General features: G+C 68.4%; 17 protein-coding genes. 4 read left to right on the top strand and 13 right to left on the bottom strand.

The genetic code is table 11. The annotated features are described in order from the left end of the window. Nucleotides 1-7: 7 nt before the first annotated feature. Together BST13_RS24065 and BST13_RS24070 are read right to left on the bottom strand one after the other, a co-directional pair. On the bottom strand, nt 8-2635 hold the full coding sequence (locus tag BST13_RS24065; protein WP_083166509.1) for an AAA family ATPase: 2628 nt from the start codon (nt 2633-2635) through the stop codon (nt 8-10). Further along, nucleotides 2632-3816: a metallophosphoesterase family protein gene (locus BST13_RS24070; RefSeq protein WP_083166552.1), complete on the bottom strand. Its 1185-nt coding sequence runs from the start codon at nt 3814-3816 to the stop codon at nt 2632-2634. Before BST13_RS24070 ends, BST13_RS24065 begins: the two co-directional genes overlap by 4 nt. A 130-nt stretch (nt 3817-3946) precedes the next feature. Between BST13_RS24070 and BST13_RS24075 the strand changes: the two genes are divergently transcribed. Then, nucleotides 3947-4453 carry a SixA phosphatase family protein gene (locus BST13_RS24075; protein ID WP_083166510.1) on the top strand — a complete coding sequence of 169 codons (507 nt, stop codon included), beginning with the start codon at nt 3947-3949 and terminating at the stop codon, nt 4451-4453. Between the two features lie 9 nt (nt 4454-4462). Here BST13_RS24075 and BST13_RS24080 read toward each other — a convergent pair whose 3' ends face one another. Further along, nucleotides 4463-5020 (bottom strand): DUF3558 domain-containing protein, encoded by a 558-nt coding sequence (locus BST13_RS24080; protein WP_083166511.1) that lies wholly within the window; start codon nt 5018-5020, stop codon nt 4463-4465. Continuing rightward, nucleotides 5017-5610, bottom strand: a complete 594-nt coding sequence (locus BST13_RS24085) for a DUF3558 domain-containing protein (RefSeq protein WP_083166512.1) — start codon at nt 5608-5610, stop codon at nt 5017-5019. The genes BST13_RS24080 and BST13_RS24085 overlap by 4 nt, the downstream gene beginning before the upstream one ends. Before the next feature lie 118 nt (nt 5611-5728). Between BST13_RS24085 and BST13_RS24090 the strand changes: the two genes are divergently transcribed. Further along, a complete protein-coding gene (locus BST13_RS24090) occupies nt 5729-7474 on the top strand; it encodes an ABC transporter ATP-binding protein (RefSeq protein ID WP_083166513.1) in 1746 nt (581 codons plus the stop codon). Nucleotides 7475-7529: 55 nt separating this feature from the next. Then, nucleotides 7530-9392, top strand: a complete 1863-nt coding sequence (locus tag BST13_RS24095; protein WP_095533688.1) for an ABC transporter ATP-binding protein — start codon at nt 7530-7532, stop codon at nt 9390-9392. A 74-nt stretch (nt 9393-9466) separates the two neighbouring features. Here the strand turns inward: BST13_RS24095 and BST13_RS24100 are convergent, their stop codons facing one another. After that, nucleotides 9467-10015 carry a hypothetical protein gene (locus BST13_RS24100; RefSeq protein WP_083166515.1) on the bottom strand — a complete coding sequence of 183 codons (549 nt, stop codon included), beginning with the start codon at nt 10013-10015 and terminating at the stop codon, nt 9467-9469. A gap of 79 nt (nt 10016-10094) precedes the next feature. Continuing rightward, nucleotides 10095-10298 carry a hypothetical protein gene (locus tag BST13_RS24105; RefSeq protein ID WP_083166516.1) on the bottom strand — a complete coding sequence of 68 codons (204 nt, stop codon included), beginning with the start codon at nt 10296-10298 and terminating at the stop codon, nt 10095-10097. Nucleotides 10299-10369: 71 nt separating this feature from the next. Here BST13_RS24105 and BST13_RS24110 point away from each other — a divergent pair, with 71 nt between their 5' ends. Beyond that, nucleotides 10370-11194 (top strand): AIM24 family protein, encoded by an 825-nt coding sequence (locus tag BST13_RS24110; RefSeq protein WP_083166553.1) that lies wholly within the window; start codon nt 10370-10372, stop codon nt 11192-11194. Here the strand turns inward: BST13_RS24110 and BST13_RS24115 are convergent. The 7 genes from BST13_RS24115 to BST13_RS24145 are packed head-to-tail and all read right to left on the bottom strand — an operon-like array spanning nt 11175 to nt 16883. After that, the gene (locus BST13_RS24115) at nt 11175-11447 is read right to left on the bottom strand and encodes an Ada metal-binding domain-containing protein (protein ID WP_083166517.1); all 273 of its coding nucleotides are present in this window, start codon (nt 11445-11447) and stop codon (nt 11175-11177) included. The genes BST13_RS24110 and BST13_RS24115 overlap by 20 nt on opposite strands. Continuing rightward, nucleotides 11444-12160 carry a 2OG-Fe(II) oxygenase gene (locus BST13_RS24120; protein WP_083166518.1) on the bottom strand — a complete coding sequence of 239 codons (717 nt, stop codon included), beginning with the start codon at nt 12158-12160 and terminating at the stop codon, nt 11444-11446. The genes BST13_RS24115 and BST13_RS24120 overlap by 4 nt, the downstream gene beginning before the upstream one ends. Continuing rightward, on the bottom strand, nt 12157-12720 hold the full coding sequence (locus tag BST13_RS24125; RefSeq protein WP_245839787.1) for a methylated-DNA--[protein]-cysteine S-methyltransferase: 564 nt from the start codon (nt 12718-12720) through the stop codon (nt 12157-12159). Before BST13_RS24125 ends, BST13_RS24120 begins: the two co-directional genes overlap by 4 nt. A 14-nt stretch (nt 12721-12734) precedes the next feature. Next, nucleotides 12735-13211, bottom strand: coding sequence for an RNA polymerase sigma factor (locus BST13_RS24130; RefSeq protein ID WP_211296168.1), 477 nt, complete (start codon nt 13209-13211; stop codon nt 12735-12737). Continuing rightward, entirely contained in the window at nt 13208-13765 is a 558-nt protein-coding gene (locus tag BST13_RS24135; protein ID WP_083166521.1) for a methylated-DNA--[protein]-cysteine S-methyltransferase, read from the bottom strand. The genes BST13_RS24130 and BST13_RS24135 overlap by 4 nt, the downstream gene beginning before the upstream one ends. 60 nt (nt 13766-13825) lie before the next feature. Then, complete coding sequence (locus BST13_RS24140) at nt 13826-16021, bottom strand: heavy metal translocating P-type ATPase (protein ID WP_083166522.1); 2196 nt, start codon at nt 16019-16021, stop codon at nt 13826-13828. Between the two features lie 7 nt (nt 16022-16028). Then, the gene (locus tag BST13_RS24145; protein WP_083166523.1) at nt 16029-16883 is read right to left on the bottom strand and encodes a hypothetical protein; all 855 of its coding nucleotides are present in this window, start codon (nt 16881-16883) and stop codon (nt 16029-16031) included. Nucleotide 16884 lies beyond the last annotated feature (1 nt).

Raw genomic sequence — 16884 nt, forward strand, 5'->3', positions numbered from 1 at the left:
GGCAGGATCACAACTCGATGTGGTGGGCGGCGCCCACGCCCGCGTAGCGCTGCGGGCTGCAGGTCAGCACGATCACCTGGCCGTCGCCGCCCACCGCATCGAACACCGCGCCCATCTTCACCAGCCGCTCGGCATCGGTGAACCCGAGTGCATCGTCGATGATCACCGGCACGTTGTCCTCCTTGGCCACCAGCGCCGCGCCGGCCAGCCGCGTCACGATGGCCAGCTGCTCCTTCGCGCCGCCCGACAGCGACTCGTACGGCACCGTCCGGCCCGACACCGTGCGGGTGCAGATCCGCAGTTCACTGTCGACGTCGACATCGAAGTCCTCACCGAACACCAGCCGGCCGAGGCGCTGCACCTCGAGCCGGAACGGGTCGGCGTAACGCTGCCGCGTGGCGTCGCGGTGCCTGCTCATCACCGAACGCAACATCTCGGCAGCCCGGGCCCGCCGATGCACCTGGCGGTATTGCGTTGCGGCATGCTCACGTTCGGTCTCGGCGGCATCGAGCTGTCCCTTGCGGCCTTCGGTGCCGTACACCTTCAGTTGGGTCGCGACCTCACGCAGCCCGTCGACCGCCGCATCGTGGCGCGCTCCCAGTTCTTCGGCAGCGTGTACTGCCGCAGCCAGTTCGGCGTTCACGAGATCCGGTGTGCTGCCGTCGAGTTCGCTGCGCAACGCCGTGACCTTCGCGCAGGCCGATGCGGCCCGGTCACCGTCGGCCTGCGCGGCCACCGCCAGCTCGTCGTCCCCGACGGTGGCGCGCTGCGCGGCGAGACGACCGGTGTCCACGGTCAATTCGGCCTGAGCCGCGGCGAGCTTCTCGCGCAGCACCGTGACGCCGGTGGTTGCTTGCGAGAGCTTCCGCGCGGCTGCGTTGGCCACCTTGCGATGGGTTTCAGCGTCGATGACCGCCTGCCGGTGAGCTGCGACTGCCGCGTCGAGTTCCGTTCTGGCCGTGGCGATGTCGGCAGGACCGTCGAGGTCGAACAGCGCCGCTTCGGCCGGCTGATCGGCGCTGAGCGCCGCCAGGCGCGCCCGCAACGCGGGCACTTGATCGTCGCCGGTCAGCGCATCCACGGTGGCCCGGGCCCGGTCCCGGGCCCCGATGAGCTCGCGACGGCGTTCGTCGAGCGCCCGAGCGGCGGCGACGTCGGCCACCCCGGCCCCGGCCAGGGCGGAGGCCAGCACAGCCTGCGCTGCGGTGAGCTTGGCCCTGGTCTCGGCCGCAGGCGTGCCCGGCACCACCGTCACAGTGAGAACGCCCGGGACCTCGACATCGGTCTGCGCGGTGGTACGCACCGACCACTGCCCACCGGCGTCGAGTGCCACGTCGGCGTCACCCACGCGAACCGCGACGTCGGTCGCCGCAACGAGTTCGATACGCGCCGAGGCGAGTTCGTCCTGACCCGCGGCGCGCTCGACGGCGACGGCCGCGGTCTCGATGGCCCGCATCCCCGCCTCGTCCAGGGTGATCGTGGCGAGTTCGTGGCTGATCCGGTCGACTTCGCGTTGCGCGGAGTCGATCCGGCCCAGCCGGGTGGCCAGCCGCTCGACCTCCTCGCGCGCAGCCAGCCGGTCGACCATCGCCCGGGCGGCGTCGACCCGGTCGGCGTGCTCTCGCACCGCCGCCTGGGCCAGCTCGGCAGCGTCCTCGGCGGCCTCATGGACCTCGTGCGCCGTCTCGGCGTCGGCCGCGGCTGCCGTGACGGCAGCGGTTACTTCGACGATGGCCGCGGTGCGCTCATCGATGTCGGCGCGCAACCGGCGGCGTTCGGTGAGGGCCGCGGTCGAGGCTGCATACGTGGCCTGGGCGGCTGCGGCCACCACCTCGGCCTCCTTGAGCTGTGCGGTCAGTGCCGCGACGGCCTCGGCAGCGGTACGGGCGGCGGTCAGCCGTACCGTGGCCTGGGCCCGTTCGTCGGCCAGGCGACGCACCTCGGCGGTCAGCTCGGCGTGCCGGCGCACCGCGTCGTCGACCTCGGCCACCGCGGCCGCACGGTGCGCGACCTCCTGGTCTGCCTCGGCCAGGCGCTTGATCACCGCGGCCCATTCACCGGTGGGACGGCCCGTGCCCGTTAAGTACCGTGCGTACTCCGCGTCGATGCGCTCGACGAGCAACGGCTCGTCACCCGACAACGAAACTGCTTGGCCCGCAGCGACATCGAGCGCGCGCGCCAGCGCATCGGAACCCGACAGGTCCACCGGCGCGGTCGGCGCCGACTGCAGTACTCGCTGGGCCTGCCACAGCGCGGTGTCCACGGTCTCGTTCAGCATGGCCAGCACGCGCTCATGTGCCTCGTCACCGCTGAGCTGTTCACGTCTGGGCGAGAGCACCGTCAGCTCGGTCTCGGCGCGTTTGTGGAACCGCTTGCGGTACACGAACCGGTATGGGCCGGTGGAGATTTCGGCCGTAACCTCGGCACCGACGTCGGCGTGGGTCGGCTTGACCTGCTTGACGTCCTTCTTGGTCGAGCGGTCCTTGGCCTCGATCAGCAGGTCCAACGCCTCGATCATCGACGACTTGCCGATCTCGTTGGCGCCACTGACCACCACCACACCGTGATCGGGAAACTCGATCTCGCGGTGGGTGATTCCACGGTAATTCGTCAGGACGAGCCGATGCAGTTTCACGCTGCTCCCTTTGCTCTTCGCGCAAGCGGCTCATCGGAACCCCTGGTGTCGACCAGCCGCAGCAGCAGGCCCAACGCGGCCCGCGCGTCCTCGGCGCCATCGGCGTCGGACCGCGCGGTGGCGACCAGTTCGTCGACCGCGGCCGCGGCGAACCCGCCGATACCAAGATCGTCGAACTCGCCGTCGGCAGGCAGCACCGCGATGTCGGTGTGCCGCTCCCACACGGTCAGTGCCGCGAACAACCGGGCGTACTTGTCCAGACAGGCGTCGAGGGCCGCCTTGGCGGTCACGGTGAGCGAGCCGGTCAACGCCAGCCGCACGACGGTACGTTCCTTGTCGCCCAACTGGTCCAGGTTGATGTCGAGGTCGGCCACCTCGCGGTCGCTGTCGACGTCGCGGCGCAGCGTGACGAAGCGCCAGCGGCCCACCCGCTCGGAGTTCACCCGCACCGGGCGCTGCGGGTCCTCTTCATCGATGTCGACGAGAAGCACGTGGCCGGAATCGGATTCGATGTCGTCGTAGTTGGTGACCTCCGGTGCGCCGGAGTACCACACCCGCCCCGTCGACCCCACCTCGGTGCGGGAGTGCTTGTCCCCCAAGGCCACATAGTGCACGGCCCCGCGTGCCAGCGCTGCCTCGACGGCCGCCAACCGGATCAGCGACGGCTTGTCCTTGTCCGGGTCGAGCACGTCGACCCCGCCATGGCCGACCACAATGCGGGTCACGCCATCGGCGGGCAGATCCGCCAGCACATCACCGGTCAGATCGGTGGTCGGCGCCTTGGACCGCCACGGCGCGGCGATGATCTGCAGGCCGGGCCGCACCTCATGGACCCCGGCACGGTCGAGGACGACGACGTTCTCCGGCCGCTCGGCGAGAAACAGCGCGCTGGTGTACACCGACGCCGCGTCGAGCGGATCGTGGTTGCCCGGCAGCAGGTACACCGGGACACCGACGGCGCGCATGGCCTCCAGCGACTGGCTGATCTCGCGAGGCGCCAACTGGTTGTGCTCGAACACGTCGCCGGCCACCACCACGAATTCGGCTCCCGTGCGAGCCGCCAGCGCGCCCAACCCGGCCACCGCGTCCCGGCGAGCGGCCGAATACCGTGGCTGCGCCTCACCGTTGAGAAAGTGCCGGGTCATGCCGAGCTGCCAGTCGGCGGTGTGCAGAAAACGCATTCGCAGCCCGTCCTTTCTGATCCGTTCGCGTCGTTCGTCGTCGAGCAAGGCGAGTGTAGGTCGGGGCGCCGACAAGTCCGGGGACGTCGATCGGCATGGCCCAACGCCGGATCCCCGATAGCCTCATGCGATGAGCACCAACACCCTGCTGCTGTTGCGTCATGCGAAATCGGACTACCCCGACGGCGTGCCCGACCATGAGCGCCCGCTGGCCGCGCGTGGAATCCGGGAGGCCGCGCTTGCCGGTGACTGGATCCGCGCCAACGTGCCGCCGATCGACGCGGTGCTGTGCTCGACCGCGACGCGTACCCGTCAGACCTTGGCGCGCACCGGGATCGACGCGCCGGTGCGTTACGTCGACCGCATTTACGACGCGACCGCGGGCACCGTGATCGATGTGATCAACGGCGTGGAATCACAATTCGGCACCGACGTGTCGACGGTGCTGGTGATCGGCCACGAACCGGCCATGTCGGCAACCGCGCTCGGGCTGTCCGACGGTAGCAATACCACCTTGACGCAGGAGATTTCGCTGAAGTTCCCCACCTCCGCCGTCGCGGTGCTGCAGACCGGCAGCCGCTGGGACGATCTGGGCCTCGGCGGCGCCGAACTGGTCGGCTTCCACGTAGCGCGCTGAGCCCGCGGCTCAGGAGTTGGTGTTGAGCGTGAGCTCCATCAGCTTGACCGCCATCGAGCAGGCGTCGATACCCGGCGCCTGTGGGTTCACCCACCACCCGACCACACCGGCGGCGTCACTGGCCACCCCGCACGCGCCGTTGGGGCTGTTGGGCTTCATGATGATCGAGTCGACCCCGTTGATGCGGCGGGATTCGATCCCGTACTGCAGCTGCTGAGCGACCTTGCGTTCGTTGTCCAGGCTGCCCTGCTCGTACCAGAACCGGGTGATGTCGATCAGGCCCGCCGGGTTGGCCGCCTGCCAGCGGCACACCGCACCGACGAACGTGCTCTGGATGTCCAGCGGGTCGGCACCGACGGTCTTGGCCAGGATGTCCTGAGTCAGGACGTCGCATTCCTTGAGCAGGTTGGGGTACTGCTTCTCGGACTTGTTGTTGCTGGGCCCGCCGCTGGAGCCCTCCTTGGCCGCAACGCCATCGACCGTGCGAGTGCAGCCGGTGAGCCCGGCGAACACGGCCAGAGCGGCCACCATGACGGTGAGTCCTTTACGACCCCTGCGCACGCTCATTTCGAGTTCACAATCGATTGGCGGGCGAGCTCTTTGGCCACCCCGCACGGTTCGGGAAACGGCTTCTGGTCGAAACTGACCGACCATTCGATGAAGTCATCGTTGAACTGGATACCGACCTCGCACAGGTTGGAGGTGTTCTGCAGCGGGTCCTGACCGATGGCCACGAAACCGCCGTGCCCCTCGATGTTGATGTCCTCCACGCTGGTGCGCGACAGTTCCTCGGTCTTGCGTTCGCGCCCGATCGGGCTGCCGCGGAACCACGTGAACGAGAAGTGCGGCCCCAGGATGCTGCCGCCCTGCAGCCACTGGCATCCCGACGAGTTGGCCGCGGTGTTCACCAACCCCTGCACCTGGGTGAGTTCGGCGATGGTCTGGTCGCTGACCCCGCCGCACTGCGGGAAGAACGGTCCGTGCTTGGCGGCGGCAGACGGCGGCGGCGAGGCCGGCTGCGACGCGCCTGGCCCTGCCGAATCACCGGCGCCCGAGCATGCGGCGAACACCGGGACTGCCACGGCAGCCAGCACTGCCAACCGAGTGGCGGTGCGGGTCCGTCGTATGGCCGTCGTGCGTCCAGTCACGCCATGCACTGTAGCTGCACCCTGTGAGGGCAACCACCGACATGCCGATTGACCAGGACTTTCCAACTCACTTTGCGGTCAGCAGCCAGACAGGTTCTGCCGCGCCGCGGTGTGCGACAGTAGCTGGATGCTCTGGGCGCTGCTGCGGCGGTATGTGCGGCCGTACCGGTCGCTGCTGGCCGCCGTCGCCGCGCTGCAGGTGGTGAGCACTCTGGCGTCGCTGTATCTGCCGACCGTCAACGCCGCGATCATCGACGACGGGGTAGCCAAGGGTGACACCGGCCGGATCATCGACCTGGGCGGCGTGATGCTCGGCGTCACCGCGCTGCAGGTGCTGTGCTCGGTCGCCGCGGTGTTCTTCGGGTCGCGGGCCGCAATGAGCTTCGGGCGCGATCTGCGTTCGGCGATCTTCCATCACGTCACCACGTTCTCGGCCGCCGAGACCGCACGCTTCGGTGCTCCGACATTGCTGACCCGCACCACCAACGACGTCGGGCAGATCCAGCAGCTCGTGCAACTGACCTGCACGATGCTGGTGACAGCACCCATCATGTCGATCGGCGGTATCGCGATGGCCGTTCGCCAGGACGCGGGGCTGTCCTGGCTGCTGCTGGTCAGCGTGCCGGTGCTGGCCCTGGCGAACTACACCATCATCCGGCGCCTGATGCCCGTCTACCGCCGGTTGCAGGGCGTCATCGACGGCATCAACCGCGTCATGCGCGATCAACTGTCCGGCATCCGGGTGATCCGGGCCTTTTCCCGCGAACCCGTCGAACGGGTCCGGTTCGCCGAAGCCAACGACGCGCTGGCTGGCACCGCCATCGAGGGCGGGCGCTGGCAGGCGCTGATGCTTCCGGTCACCACGCTGGTGATCAACGTCTCCAGCGTCGCGCTCATCTGGTTCGGCGGGCTGCGCATCGACGCGGGCCACATGCAGGTGGGTTCGCTGATCGCGTTCCTGGCCTATTTCATGCAGATCCTGATGGCCGTGCTGATGGCGACGTTTCTGCTGGTGCTGTTTCCCCGGGCCTCGGTGTGCGCCGAGCGGGTCACAGAGGTGCTCGACACCACGCCCGCGATCACCAGCCCCGAGCACCCGCAGCAGCCGCGGGCCCACACCGGCGACATCACCCTGCAGAACGCCACATTCAGCTATCCGGGGGCCGATCGCCCTGTGCTGCAAGATGTTTCGTTCACGGCACGATCCGGGACGACGACCGCGGTGGTCGGCTCGACGGGTTCGGGCAAGTCGACGCTGCTGGCATTGGTCTGCCGGCTCTACGACGTCACCGCAGGCGCGGTGCGGATCGACGGTGTCGATGTGCGCGATCGCGACATCGAGGAGCTCTGGTCGACGATCGGCCTGGTGCCGCAGCGCGGTTACCTGTTCACCGGGACGGTCGCGGAAAACCTGAGCTACGGCGCCGCGCCGGGACAGGTGCTGACCGACGACGACATGTGGGAGGCGCTGCGGATCGCGGCCGCCGACGACTTCGTGCGCGCCCACCCCGAAGGGCTGCAGATGCCGGTGGCCCAGGGCGGCATCAACTTCTCCGGCGGACAACGGCAGCGGCTGGCCATCGCGCGCGCCGTGATCCGCCGGCCCGCGATCTACCTCTTCGACGATGCGTTCTCGGCGCTGGACGTCCACACCGACGCCAGGGTGCGAGATGCACTGCGTGCGGTGTCGGGTGGGGCGACAGTGCTCATCGTGGCGCAGCGGATCTCGACGGTCACCGATGCCGACCAGATCGTCGTCGTCGACGACGGCCGCATCGTCGGCGTCGGCACCCACGACACCCTGCTGGCCGACTGCCCCACGTACGCCGAGTTCGTCGAGTCGCAGTCGGTGGGCGCCGGAGAGCGCCGATGAGCGCTTGCGCGAAGAGGAGACGACCCCAGTGAGCATCCCGTCCGCGCGCCGCGCGATGCTCGCCGCACCCGCCGAACGCACGCGCGACTTCCGGGGCTCGGCGCTGCGGCTCGTCAAACTGCTGGTGCCGCAGCGCGGGCCGGCGATCGCGGTGGTCATGCTGGGTGTCGCCGGGGTCGCGATCGGGGTGATCGGCCCACGCATCCTCGGCCACGCCACCGATCTGCTGTTCAACGGCGTGATCGGGCGCGAGCTGCCCGCAGGCCTCACCAAGGAGCAAGCCGTCGCGGCAGCCCGCGCGCGCGGTGACATCACGTTCGCCGACCTGCTGTCCGGCATGAACGTGATCCCCGGGCACGGCGTGGACTTCGCCGCCGTCGCGCGCACCCTGGCCCTGGCGCTTGGCCTGTATCTGCTTGCCGCCCTGTTCGTCTGGGTCCAGGCCCGGCTGCTCGTGGTGGTCGTGCAGCGCACCATGGCCGCGCTGCGCGCCGACGTCGAGCACAAGATCCACCGACTACCGTTGTCCTACTTCGACTCCCGCCAGCGCGGTGAGGTGCTCAGCCGCGTCACCAACGACATCGACAACATCTCGTCGTCGGTGTCGATGACCATCAACCAACTCATGAGCGCGGTCCTCACAGTGATCGCCGTGCTGGTGATGATGCTGACGATCTCGCCGTTGCTCACCGCGCTGACCGTGATCACGGTGCCGCTGTCGTTGTGGGTGACCCGCTGGATCGCCCGCCGGTCGCAGCGGCTGTTCGTCGCGCAATGGCGCAACACCGGGCGGCTCAACGCCCACATCGAGGAGACCTACAGCGGTTTCACCATCGTCAAGACGTTCGGGCACCAGGCCGCGGCGCGGCAGCGGTTCGCCGAGCTCAACGGCGAGGTGTTCCAGTCGAGCTTCGCCGCCCAGTTCTTCTCCGGGTTGATCTCCCCCGCAACGATGTTCATCGGCAACCTCAGCTACGTCGCCGTCGCCGTGGTGGGCGGGCTGCAGGTGGCCACCGGGCAGATCACCCTCGGCAGCATCCAGGCCTTCGTCCAGTACGTGCGGCAGTTCAACCAACCGCTCACCCAGATCGCCGGGATGTACAACACGATGCAGTCCGGGGTGGCCAGCGCCGAGCGGGTCTTCGAACTGCTGGACACCCCCGAGGAGACGCCCGACCCGCCCCGTCGGCTCGACATCCGCCGCGGCAGGGTGGAATTCGACCACGTCACCTTCAGCTACCGGCCGGGTACGCCGGTGATCGAGGATCTGTCACTGACCGCCGAACCAGGCAGCACGGTGGCGATCGTGGGGCCGACCGGAGCGGGCAAGACCACCTTGGTCAATCTTCTGATGCGGTTCTACGACGTGGATTCCGGCCGGATCAGCATCGACGGCGTGGACATCTCGACCGTCAGCCGTCAATCCCTGCGCTCGTCGATAGGCATGGTGTTGCAGGACACCTGGTTGTTCGGCGGCACGATCTACGACAACATCGCCTACGGCAGGCCGGATGCCGGCGAGGAGGACGTGATCGCGGCGGCGCAGGCCGCCCACGTGGACCGGTTCGTGAACACGCTGCCCGACGGCTACGCCACCCGCGTCAGCGACGACGGTGGCAGCATCAGCGCCGGCGAGAAGCAGCTGATCACCATCGCGCGGGCGTTTCTGGCCCGCCCCGCCCTGCTGGTGCTCGACGAGGCCACCAGTTCGGTGGACACCAGGACCGAGTTGCTGATCCAGCATGCGATGAACGTATTGCGCCGGGACCGAACCAGTTTCATCATCGCCCACCGACTCTCGACGATCCGGGACGCCGATCTGATCCTGGTGATGGATGCCGGCCGGATCGTCGAACGCGGCAGCCACGAAGATCTGATGGCGCGCCACGGCAGGTATTGGGAGATGACTCAGGCCTGAGCCTCGCCGAGACTACGGATTTTGGCGTGAAATCGCCGAAAACGCACGAAAAACCGTAGTGTCGGCGGGGGAATTTACAGGTTCGGGCCCTCTGCCCGCAGATCGTCGACGTTCTTCATGGCTTCCCGCAGCTTGCCCAGCCACTCCTCGGTGTGTTGACCGACCAGCTTGACCGACCAGGCCAGTGCGTCGGAGCGCGACCGTGCCACGCCGGCATCGACGAGGGTGTCCAGCACCTGCCGCTCAGGCTGCTTGAGCCGGGTCATCACCGGAACGGCGATGTGGGTGAACAAGATTCGCTCCGGCGGAGTTCCTACCTCGACACCCCAGGAGACCTTGCGGCCGAACTTGTTCTGCGCCTCGTCGGCGATGCGCATGCGTTCACCGCGCGTCTCTTCACGGAACCGGGCGGCCCGGCCGGAGGCCCTGGCCTCGCTCTCGTCGTCGGCGGGATCCGGCAACCGCCCGATGACGGTGATCTCTTCGCGGTCGACGACGACGGTCGGGTCGCCGGTGAACCAGGTGTCGGGCAGGCGCCCGGCGAACCATTCGGGTGCGTCGTGGGCCGCTGGTTGCTGGGCTTGCTGCCAGCCACCGCGCCCGTGCTGATGATGTTGCTTCATGTATTACATGATTACACCGTTACATCACTGGTAGGGCAGCGTTCACCACCGGCGAACACCGGTGCTCAGGCGCGCGGGTTCAGTTGCGCTTGAGCAGCAGCGCTGCGCCGCCCACCAACACGAGCGCGACCAGCAGCAGGCCCGCCCAACCCGGACCCATCAGCCACCAGACCACGCCCAGCACGACGATGACCGGCGACAACACGAACAGCACCATGCCCGGGTGCTGCTTGAAGACCGCGACGGCGCTCTGCGCACGGACCCGGTCGATTTCCTTTGCCATGGCACCAGGATGCCAGTGCTGTGCCCTACTGTCGGTGCTTCATCGGCAGAACAACGACAGGAGTGCGAACCGTGCAGGGCAACAACGGTCAGTGGCTACCCGACCCCGAAGGACGCTTCGACTTCCGGTGGTGGGACGGGCAGTCCTGGACCGATCAGGTGTCCCATCAGGGCCAGGCCCACCGGGCCCCGCTGCAGGCCGCCCAGCGAAATGCGCCCGGTGACGGATTCGCCGGGATCACAGGCGATCTCGTCGACGGCCGGTTCAGTGAGAAGGAAGCCGACCCGATCGCCAACCAGAACGCCAAGATGCTGCGGGTCCGGCTCGGCGAGCCGTTCATGGCCCGGCAGGGTTCGATGGTCGCCTACCAGGGCAACGTCGACTTCTCGTTCGAGGGTGGCGGCGCATCGAAATTCATCAAGAAGGCGCTCACCGGCGAAGGCCTGCCGTTGATGCGCTGCCAGGGTCAGGGCGACGTGTTCCTCGCCGACCAGGCGTTCGACGTACACCTGTTGCGGCTGAACAACTCCGGGTTGTCGATCAGCGGCAAGAACGTGCTGGCCTTCTCGGCGAGCCTGGATTGGAACATCGAGCGCGTCAAAGGCGGCAGCATCGCGACCGGCGGCTTGTTCAACACCACGTTGCGCGGCAGCGGGTGGGTGGCGCTGACCACCGACGGCCCGCCGGTGGTGCTCAACGCTGCAGAGGCACCGACCTACGCCGATACCAACGCGGTGGTGGCCTGGTCGGCACACCTGCAGACCCAGCTCAAGACCAGCTTCAAGGCGGGCGCATTGATCGGTCGGGGATCGGGCGAGGCCCTGCAGGTCGCGTTCCACGGCGACGGTTTCGTGATCGTGCAGCCGTCGGAAGGCGTCACCGTGGCGGCCCAGTAACGGCTTTCCACCGCCGGTAGGCATCGGGCAGGCACACCGCGCACGGCCGGTATCCCGCGGCCACGGCGGTCGCCGCGTCGGCGAAGAACACGCGGTGCGCGACGTACCCGCCTGCCGCCAGCGCACGCAGCGCCGACGGGCAGTCGAGCCGACCGTAGATCCTGCCGCGGCGGTATCCGCCCAGCGTTCCCGGCACCGCGCTGCGGTACGGGCGGCCATCGGCGCCCAGCAGGGTGTAGGACCGAATTGTCATGCCGCGTCGTGGAATACGAGCCCGAGGGTGAACCGGACCCCGGATCGCACCACCGAAACCCCATGCCGCACCGGTGCCGCCGACCAGCCCCGGGCCGACCGCACCGGGCGGTCGCGCGTGGTGAACACCAACCCGTGACCGTGCGGGATGACGACGGCCGTGCCCCGCGACTGGGCCCGCGGCCGCTGTTCGTAGAGCAGGAACTCGCCTCCGGTGTGGTCCACCCCCGGATCGTTCAGGTTGACGACCACCTGCAACGGAAACACCAGCTCGCCGTAGAGGTCTCGGTGCAGGGCATTCCAGTCCCCCGCGCCGTACCGCAGCAGGATCGCCGTCGACTTGGTCTGTCCCGCCGCGTGGCAGCGCTGCAACCACTCGCCGAAATCGTTGGGCCACGGCGTATCCCGCCCGAGCCTGGTCCACCAGTCGCGGGCGATGGGCAACAACTTGGGGTACAGCGCACTCTTGAGTGCGTCGACCGCGTCGGGATACGGCTCGGCGAAGTAGCGGTACTGCCCCTCACCGAACCGATAGCGCGCCATGTCGATCGTCGACCGGAAGCGGCTGCCATCGGGATAAAGCGCGGCGATCTCGGCGGCCTCCTGCGGCGACAGCAGAGGGCCGGTCAGGGCGCACCCCACGTCGTCGAGACCCGACCGCACGCCGTCCCAGTCGACTGCCTCGACCCGCTCACGCCACGGCCCTGCCGTCATGCCGCGGCCTCCAACTCCAGCAGCAGCCGTTTGGCATCGACCCCGCCGAGGTAACCGCCCATCGCGCCGTCGCTGCGGACCACGCGGTGACACGGCACCACGAGCGGAAGTGGGTTGGTGGCGCAGGCCGTCCCGACGGCGCGTACCGCTTTCGGGTTCCCGGCCAGCCGGGCCACCGCGGCATAACTCGCGGTCTGCCCGTACCCGATCTCCGGCAGATGGTGCAGCACCGTGCTGCGGAACCCCGCAGACAGTCGCCAGTCGAGAGGGACGTCGAATGTCCGGCGGGCACCGCCGAAGTACTCGTCGAGCTCGCGGGCGGCGGTGTCCAGCCGGCCCGGCGCGTTCAGGATGCGTGGGCTGATCCGGTCGGCCAGGGTCTGCAGAACCGCGTCGTGATCCTCACTCGCGTACGCAACCCGGACGAGCCCCTGGTCGGTGGCGGCCAGCAGCAGTCGGCCGACGGGGCTGTCGACGACGCGGTACGCGATGTCGAGGACACCGTCGCGCTGCGCATCGGCGATCAGCCGAGCCTTCAACACCGCCAGATCGTCAATCATCTTGTCGTCGTTGATCATCGGAGCTCTCCCTTGAACGTGCGCCTGAGCGCTGCGACGCCGTCGGCGGCGGCGCGGCGGGCGGCCGCCTCACTGCCGCCGAGGATCTCGGCGATGTCGCGGTACGGCAGGCCTGCCAGGTAGTGGTATGCGACAGCGTGTCGCTGTTTGTCGGCGAGGCGATCCAGCGCCTCGATGAGGTCGTCGTGGGGTTCGGACACCGGTGGCGGCGCTGGTTCCGGCACCACGTCGAGAGGGATTGCCGTACGCGAGCGGGCCCGGGTGATGTCGATGGCCTTGCGGTGCGCGATGGTCACCAGCCAGGCCTCGACGTTGGCGTCGGCAGCCAGGTCGGGATAGGCCTTCAGCGCCGACAGGAACGTCTCCGACCAGGCGTCATCGGCGTCGATCGGCCCGACGACGGCGCGGCACACCCGCAACACCGTCCGGCCGTGCCGACACACCACCGTCTCGAATGGCTGTTTGACTTTCACGCTCTGTAGACGCCCCGTCGAGGAGATTCGTGAGGTGTCCATCCTGGCAGATCGGATAGGGCACCCGCGGCGCGTCTGTGATCGCGTTCGAGCTCGAGCAGAAACCGCTTACGCGCGATGCCGCCCGCGTAGCCGGTGAGCTTCCCGCCCTGCCCCACCACGCGGTGGCAGGGCACGATGACCGACAGTGGGTTGCGTCCCACCGCCGCGCCGACCTGCTGAGCCGTTGCCCCGTCGATCTGTGCGGCCAACGCCCCGTAGGTGGTGGTCACGCCGTAGGGGATCCGCGTGACCAGCCTCCACACCGCGGCCTGAAACGGGTCGCCATGCACGTTGAGCGGCAGCTCGAACCCAGTGCGCGCGCCGACCAGATACTGGTCGAGCTGACTGATCACGTCGTCGAATCCGTCATCCCGGCACGGACCGAACGTCACGGGATCGGGCCGGTACCAGTGATGCGGAAAATACAGTCCGCACAACCCTGCTTCATCGCGGACCAGGGTGAGCCGGCCCAGCGGATTCTCCACCACGCAATGCCATGCACGATCGGACATCCCGGGCTCCTTTCCTCGCTGTCATGAGGAAGACGCCCGGGCGCCCAGGTTTCGTGAGGTCTACCGAAAACGCCGCAACCGCAGACTGTTGCTGACGACGAACACCGACGAGAACGCCATGGCGGCCCCGGCCAGCATCGGGTTGAGCAGCCCGGCCGCGGCCAGCGGCAGCGCTGCGACGTTGTACGCGAACGCCCAGAACAGGTTTCCCTTGATGGTCGCGAGCGTGCGCCGCGACAACCGGATGGCGTCGGGGGCAGCCCGCAGGTCACCGCGGACCAAGGTCAGATCACTGGCCTCGATCGCGACATCGGTGCCGGTCCCCATCGCCAGCCCCAGGTCGGCCTGTGCCAGTGCGGCGGCATCGTTGACCCCGTCGCCGACCATCGCGACCACGGCGCCGCCGCTCTGCAGCCGCTTGATCACGTCGACCTTGTCCTGCGGCAGTACCTCGGCGTACACGTCGTCGATGCCGACCTGATCGGCGATGGCGCGGGCCGCGGCCTGGTTGTCTCCGGTCAGCATGATCGGAGTCAGGCCGAGGGCGCGCAGTTGGGCGATGGCTTCCGCCGAGGTGGGCTTGACGGCGTCGGCCACCACGAGCACCGCCCTGGCCTCACCGTCCCATCCCACCGCGACTGCGGTCCGCCCTTGCGCCTCGGCATCGCGCACGGCCGCGTCCAGCGAGTCCGGCAGCGGCAGCGCCCAATCGGCCAAGAGCCGGCGCCGGCCGACCACGACGGCGTGGCCGTCGACGACACCTTGCACACCGAGCCCGGCGACGTTGCCGAAATTCTCCACCGCGGGAAGATCACCGACCTTGTCGCGCGCGCCCGCCGCGATGGCCTTGGCGATCGGGTGCTCCGACGCGTTTTCCAGGGCACCGGCCAGTCGCAGCGCCTCGGCGTCGTCCACGCCGGCCGCGGTGATGACGTCCAGCAGCGTCATCGTGCCTGTGGTGACGGTCCCGGTCTTGTCGAGCACGATGGTGTCGACCTTGCGGGTGGACTCCAGCACCTCGGGTCCCTTGATGAGGATGCCCAGCTGGGCTCCGCGCCCGGTACCGACCAGCAGTGCGGTCGGGGTCGCCAGACCGAGCGCGCAGGGGCAGGCGATGATCAACACGGCAACGGCTGCGGTGAACGCCGCGGCCACCGAGCCGCCGATACCGATCCAGAAGCCGAGTGTGGCCACCGCCAGTGCGATGACGATCGGCACGAAGATGCCCGAGATCCGGTCGGCCAGGCGTTGCGCCTGTGCCTTACCGTTCTGCGCGTCCTCGACCAACCGCGCCATCTGCGCCAACTGGGTGTCGGAGCCGATCCGGTTGGCGCGCACCACAAGTCGCCCACCCACGTTGACGGTGGCACCCACCACCTGATCGCCCGGGCCGACCTCGACCGGCACCGACTCGCCGGTGAGCATGGACGCGTCGACGGCCGACGAGCCCTCTACCACCACACCGTCGGTGGCGATCTTCTCCCCCGGCCGAACCACGAATTCGTCGTCCACCCTCAGGTCGTCGATCGGAATCCGTTGTTCGACACCGTTTCTGCGTACCTCGACATCCTTGGCACCCAACTCGAGCAGCGCCCGCAGGGCAGCCCCCGCGCGCCTCTTGGACCTGGCCTCGAAGTAGCGTCCGGCCAGGATGAACGTGGTGACGCCGGCAGCCACCTCGAGATAGATGTTCCCCGTGCCGTCGGTGCGCGAGATGGTCAGCTCGAACGGGTGCGTCATTCCCGCCACACCGGCGGTGCCGAAGAACAGGGCGTAGAGCGACCACCCGAACGCGGCGAGGGTGCCCATCGAGATGAGCGTGTCCATGGTGGCCGTGCCGTGCCGCAGGTTGGTCCATGCGGCACGGTGAAACGGCCAGGCACCCCACACCACGACCGGCGCAGCCAGGGTCAGCGACAGCCACTGCCAGTTGGTGAATTGCAGTGCAGGCACCATCGCCATCGCGATGACCGGGACGGCCAGCACGACCGAGACGATCAGCCGGGTCCGCAGCGACGACATCGGATCATCCTGAACCACAACAGTTTCCGGCTCGGGCGTCGGCACATGTGCGGTGTACCCGGCGTCCTCGACAACTTTGATAAGCGTGTCGACGGGAACGTCGCCGTCGACGTGGGCCTTTTCGGTCGCGTAGTTCACTGTGGCGGTGACGCCGTCGAGGTTGTTCAGCTTCTTCTCGATGCGTGCGGCACACGACGCGCAGGTCATGCCGCCGATCTGCAGTTCCACGCTCATCTCCTCATCAGTGCTGGTGCTCGCGCGGCACGGTCACGGTGAACTCGGCGGTGTGCACCTTGTCTTGATGCTTGAAGTCCAGATACAACCGATAGGACCCCGCACTGGGAAACGCGGTGTGGAACCGGATCTCGGGTCCCGCGGGTGTGATCCCGTCGCCGGGTTCGCCCATCGGATGCACGTGCAGGTACGCGAGATCCTCGGCGCGCAGCGCGACCAGGTGCCCGTAGGCACCGAGATACGGCTGCAGGTCACTGACGGGCGCACCGTCCTGGGTGACCGAGAGCACCAGTTCCGAGGCCGCTCCGGCCGTCGGCTCACCCGAGAGCGTGACGGTGTAGCCGTCGACGGTCGCGGTGGTCGAAGCCGGCGGCAACGGTTGTGGGTCGTAGCGGCCGGCGACGTGCAGGTCCGCACTCAGCGTCACAGGTTGCCCACCGGCGGGAACGAAGTCGGCGAACACCTGGTACACACCGGCGTTGCTCAGGTTCAACGGAACGCTCCAGGTGCCTGAGCTGTCACGCACCGGGTGCACGTGCTGGTAACCGGTGAAGTCGCGACGCACGACGATGAGATGGAGTTCTTTGTCGTGGCTGACGGTGTAGTCGGTCACCGGTGCACCGGACGGGTCCCTGATCAGGAACCGCAGCGGCACCGCAGGACCCGCCGCGGCCAGCGATTGCTCCAGTTGCAGGGTGTAGCGGTTCTGACCGGACGGAGCGTCGGATTCCGCAGGTTCGGCATGTTCGGCATGACCTGCGGGTGCGCCGACCGGACCGAAGGCGGCGCCGATCCCGAACGCAGCGGCGAACACCACCGCGAGCGCGGCGGCGAATGCGGCGATCTTCGTGGCGGCGCTCATC

The organism is Mycobacterium aquaticum (genome assembly GCF_002086485.1).
GTDB lineage: Bacteria > Actinomycetota > Actinomycetes > Mycobacteriales > Mycobacteriaceae > Mycobacterium > Mycobacterium aquaticum.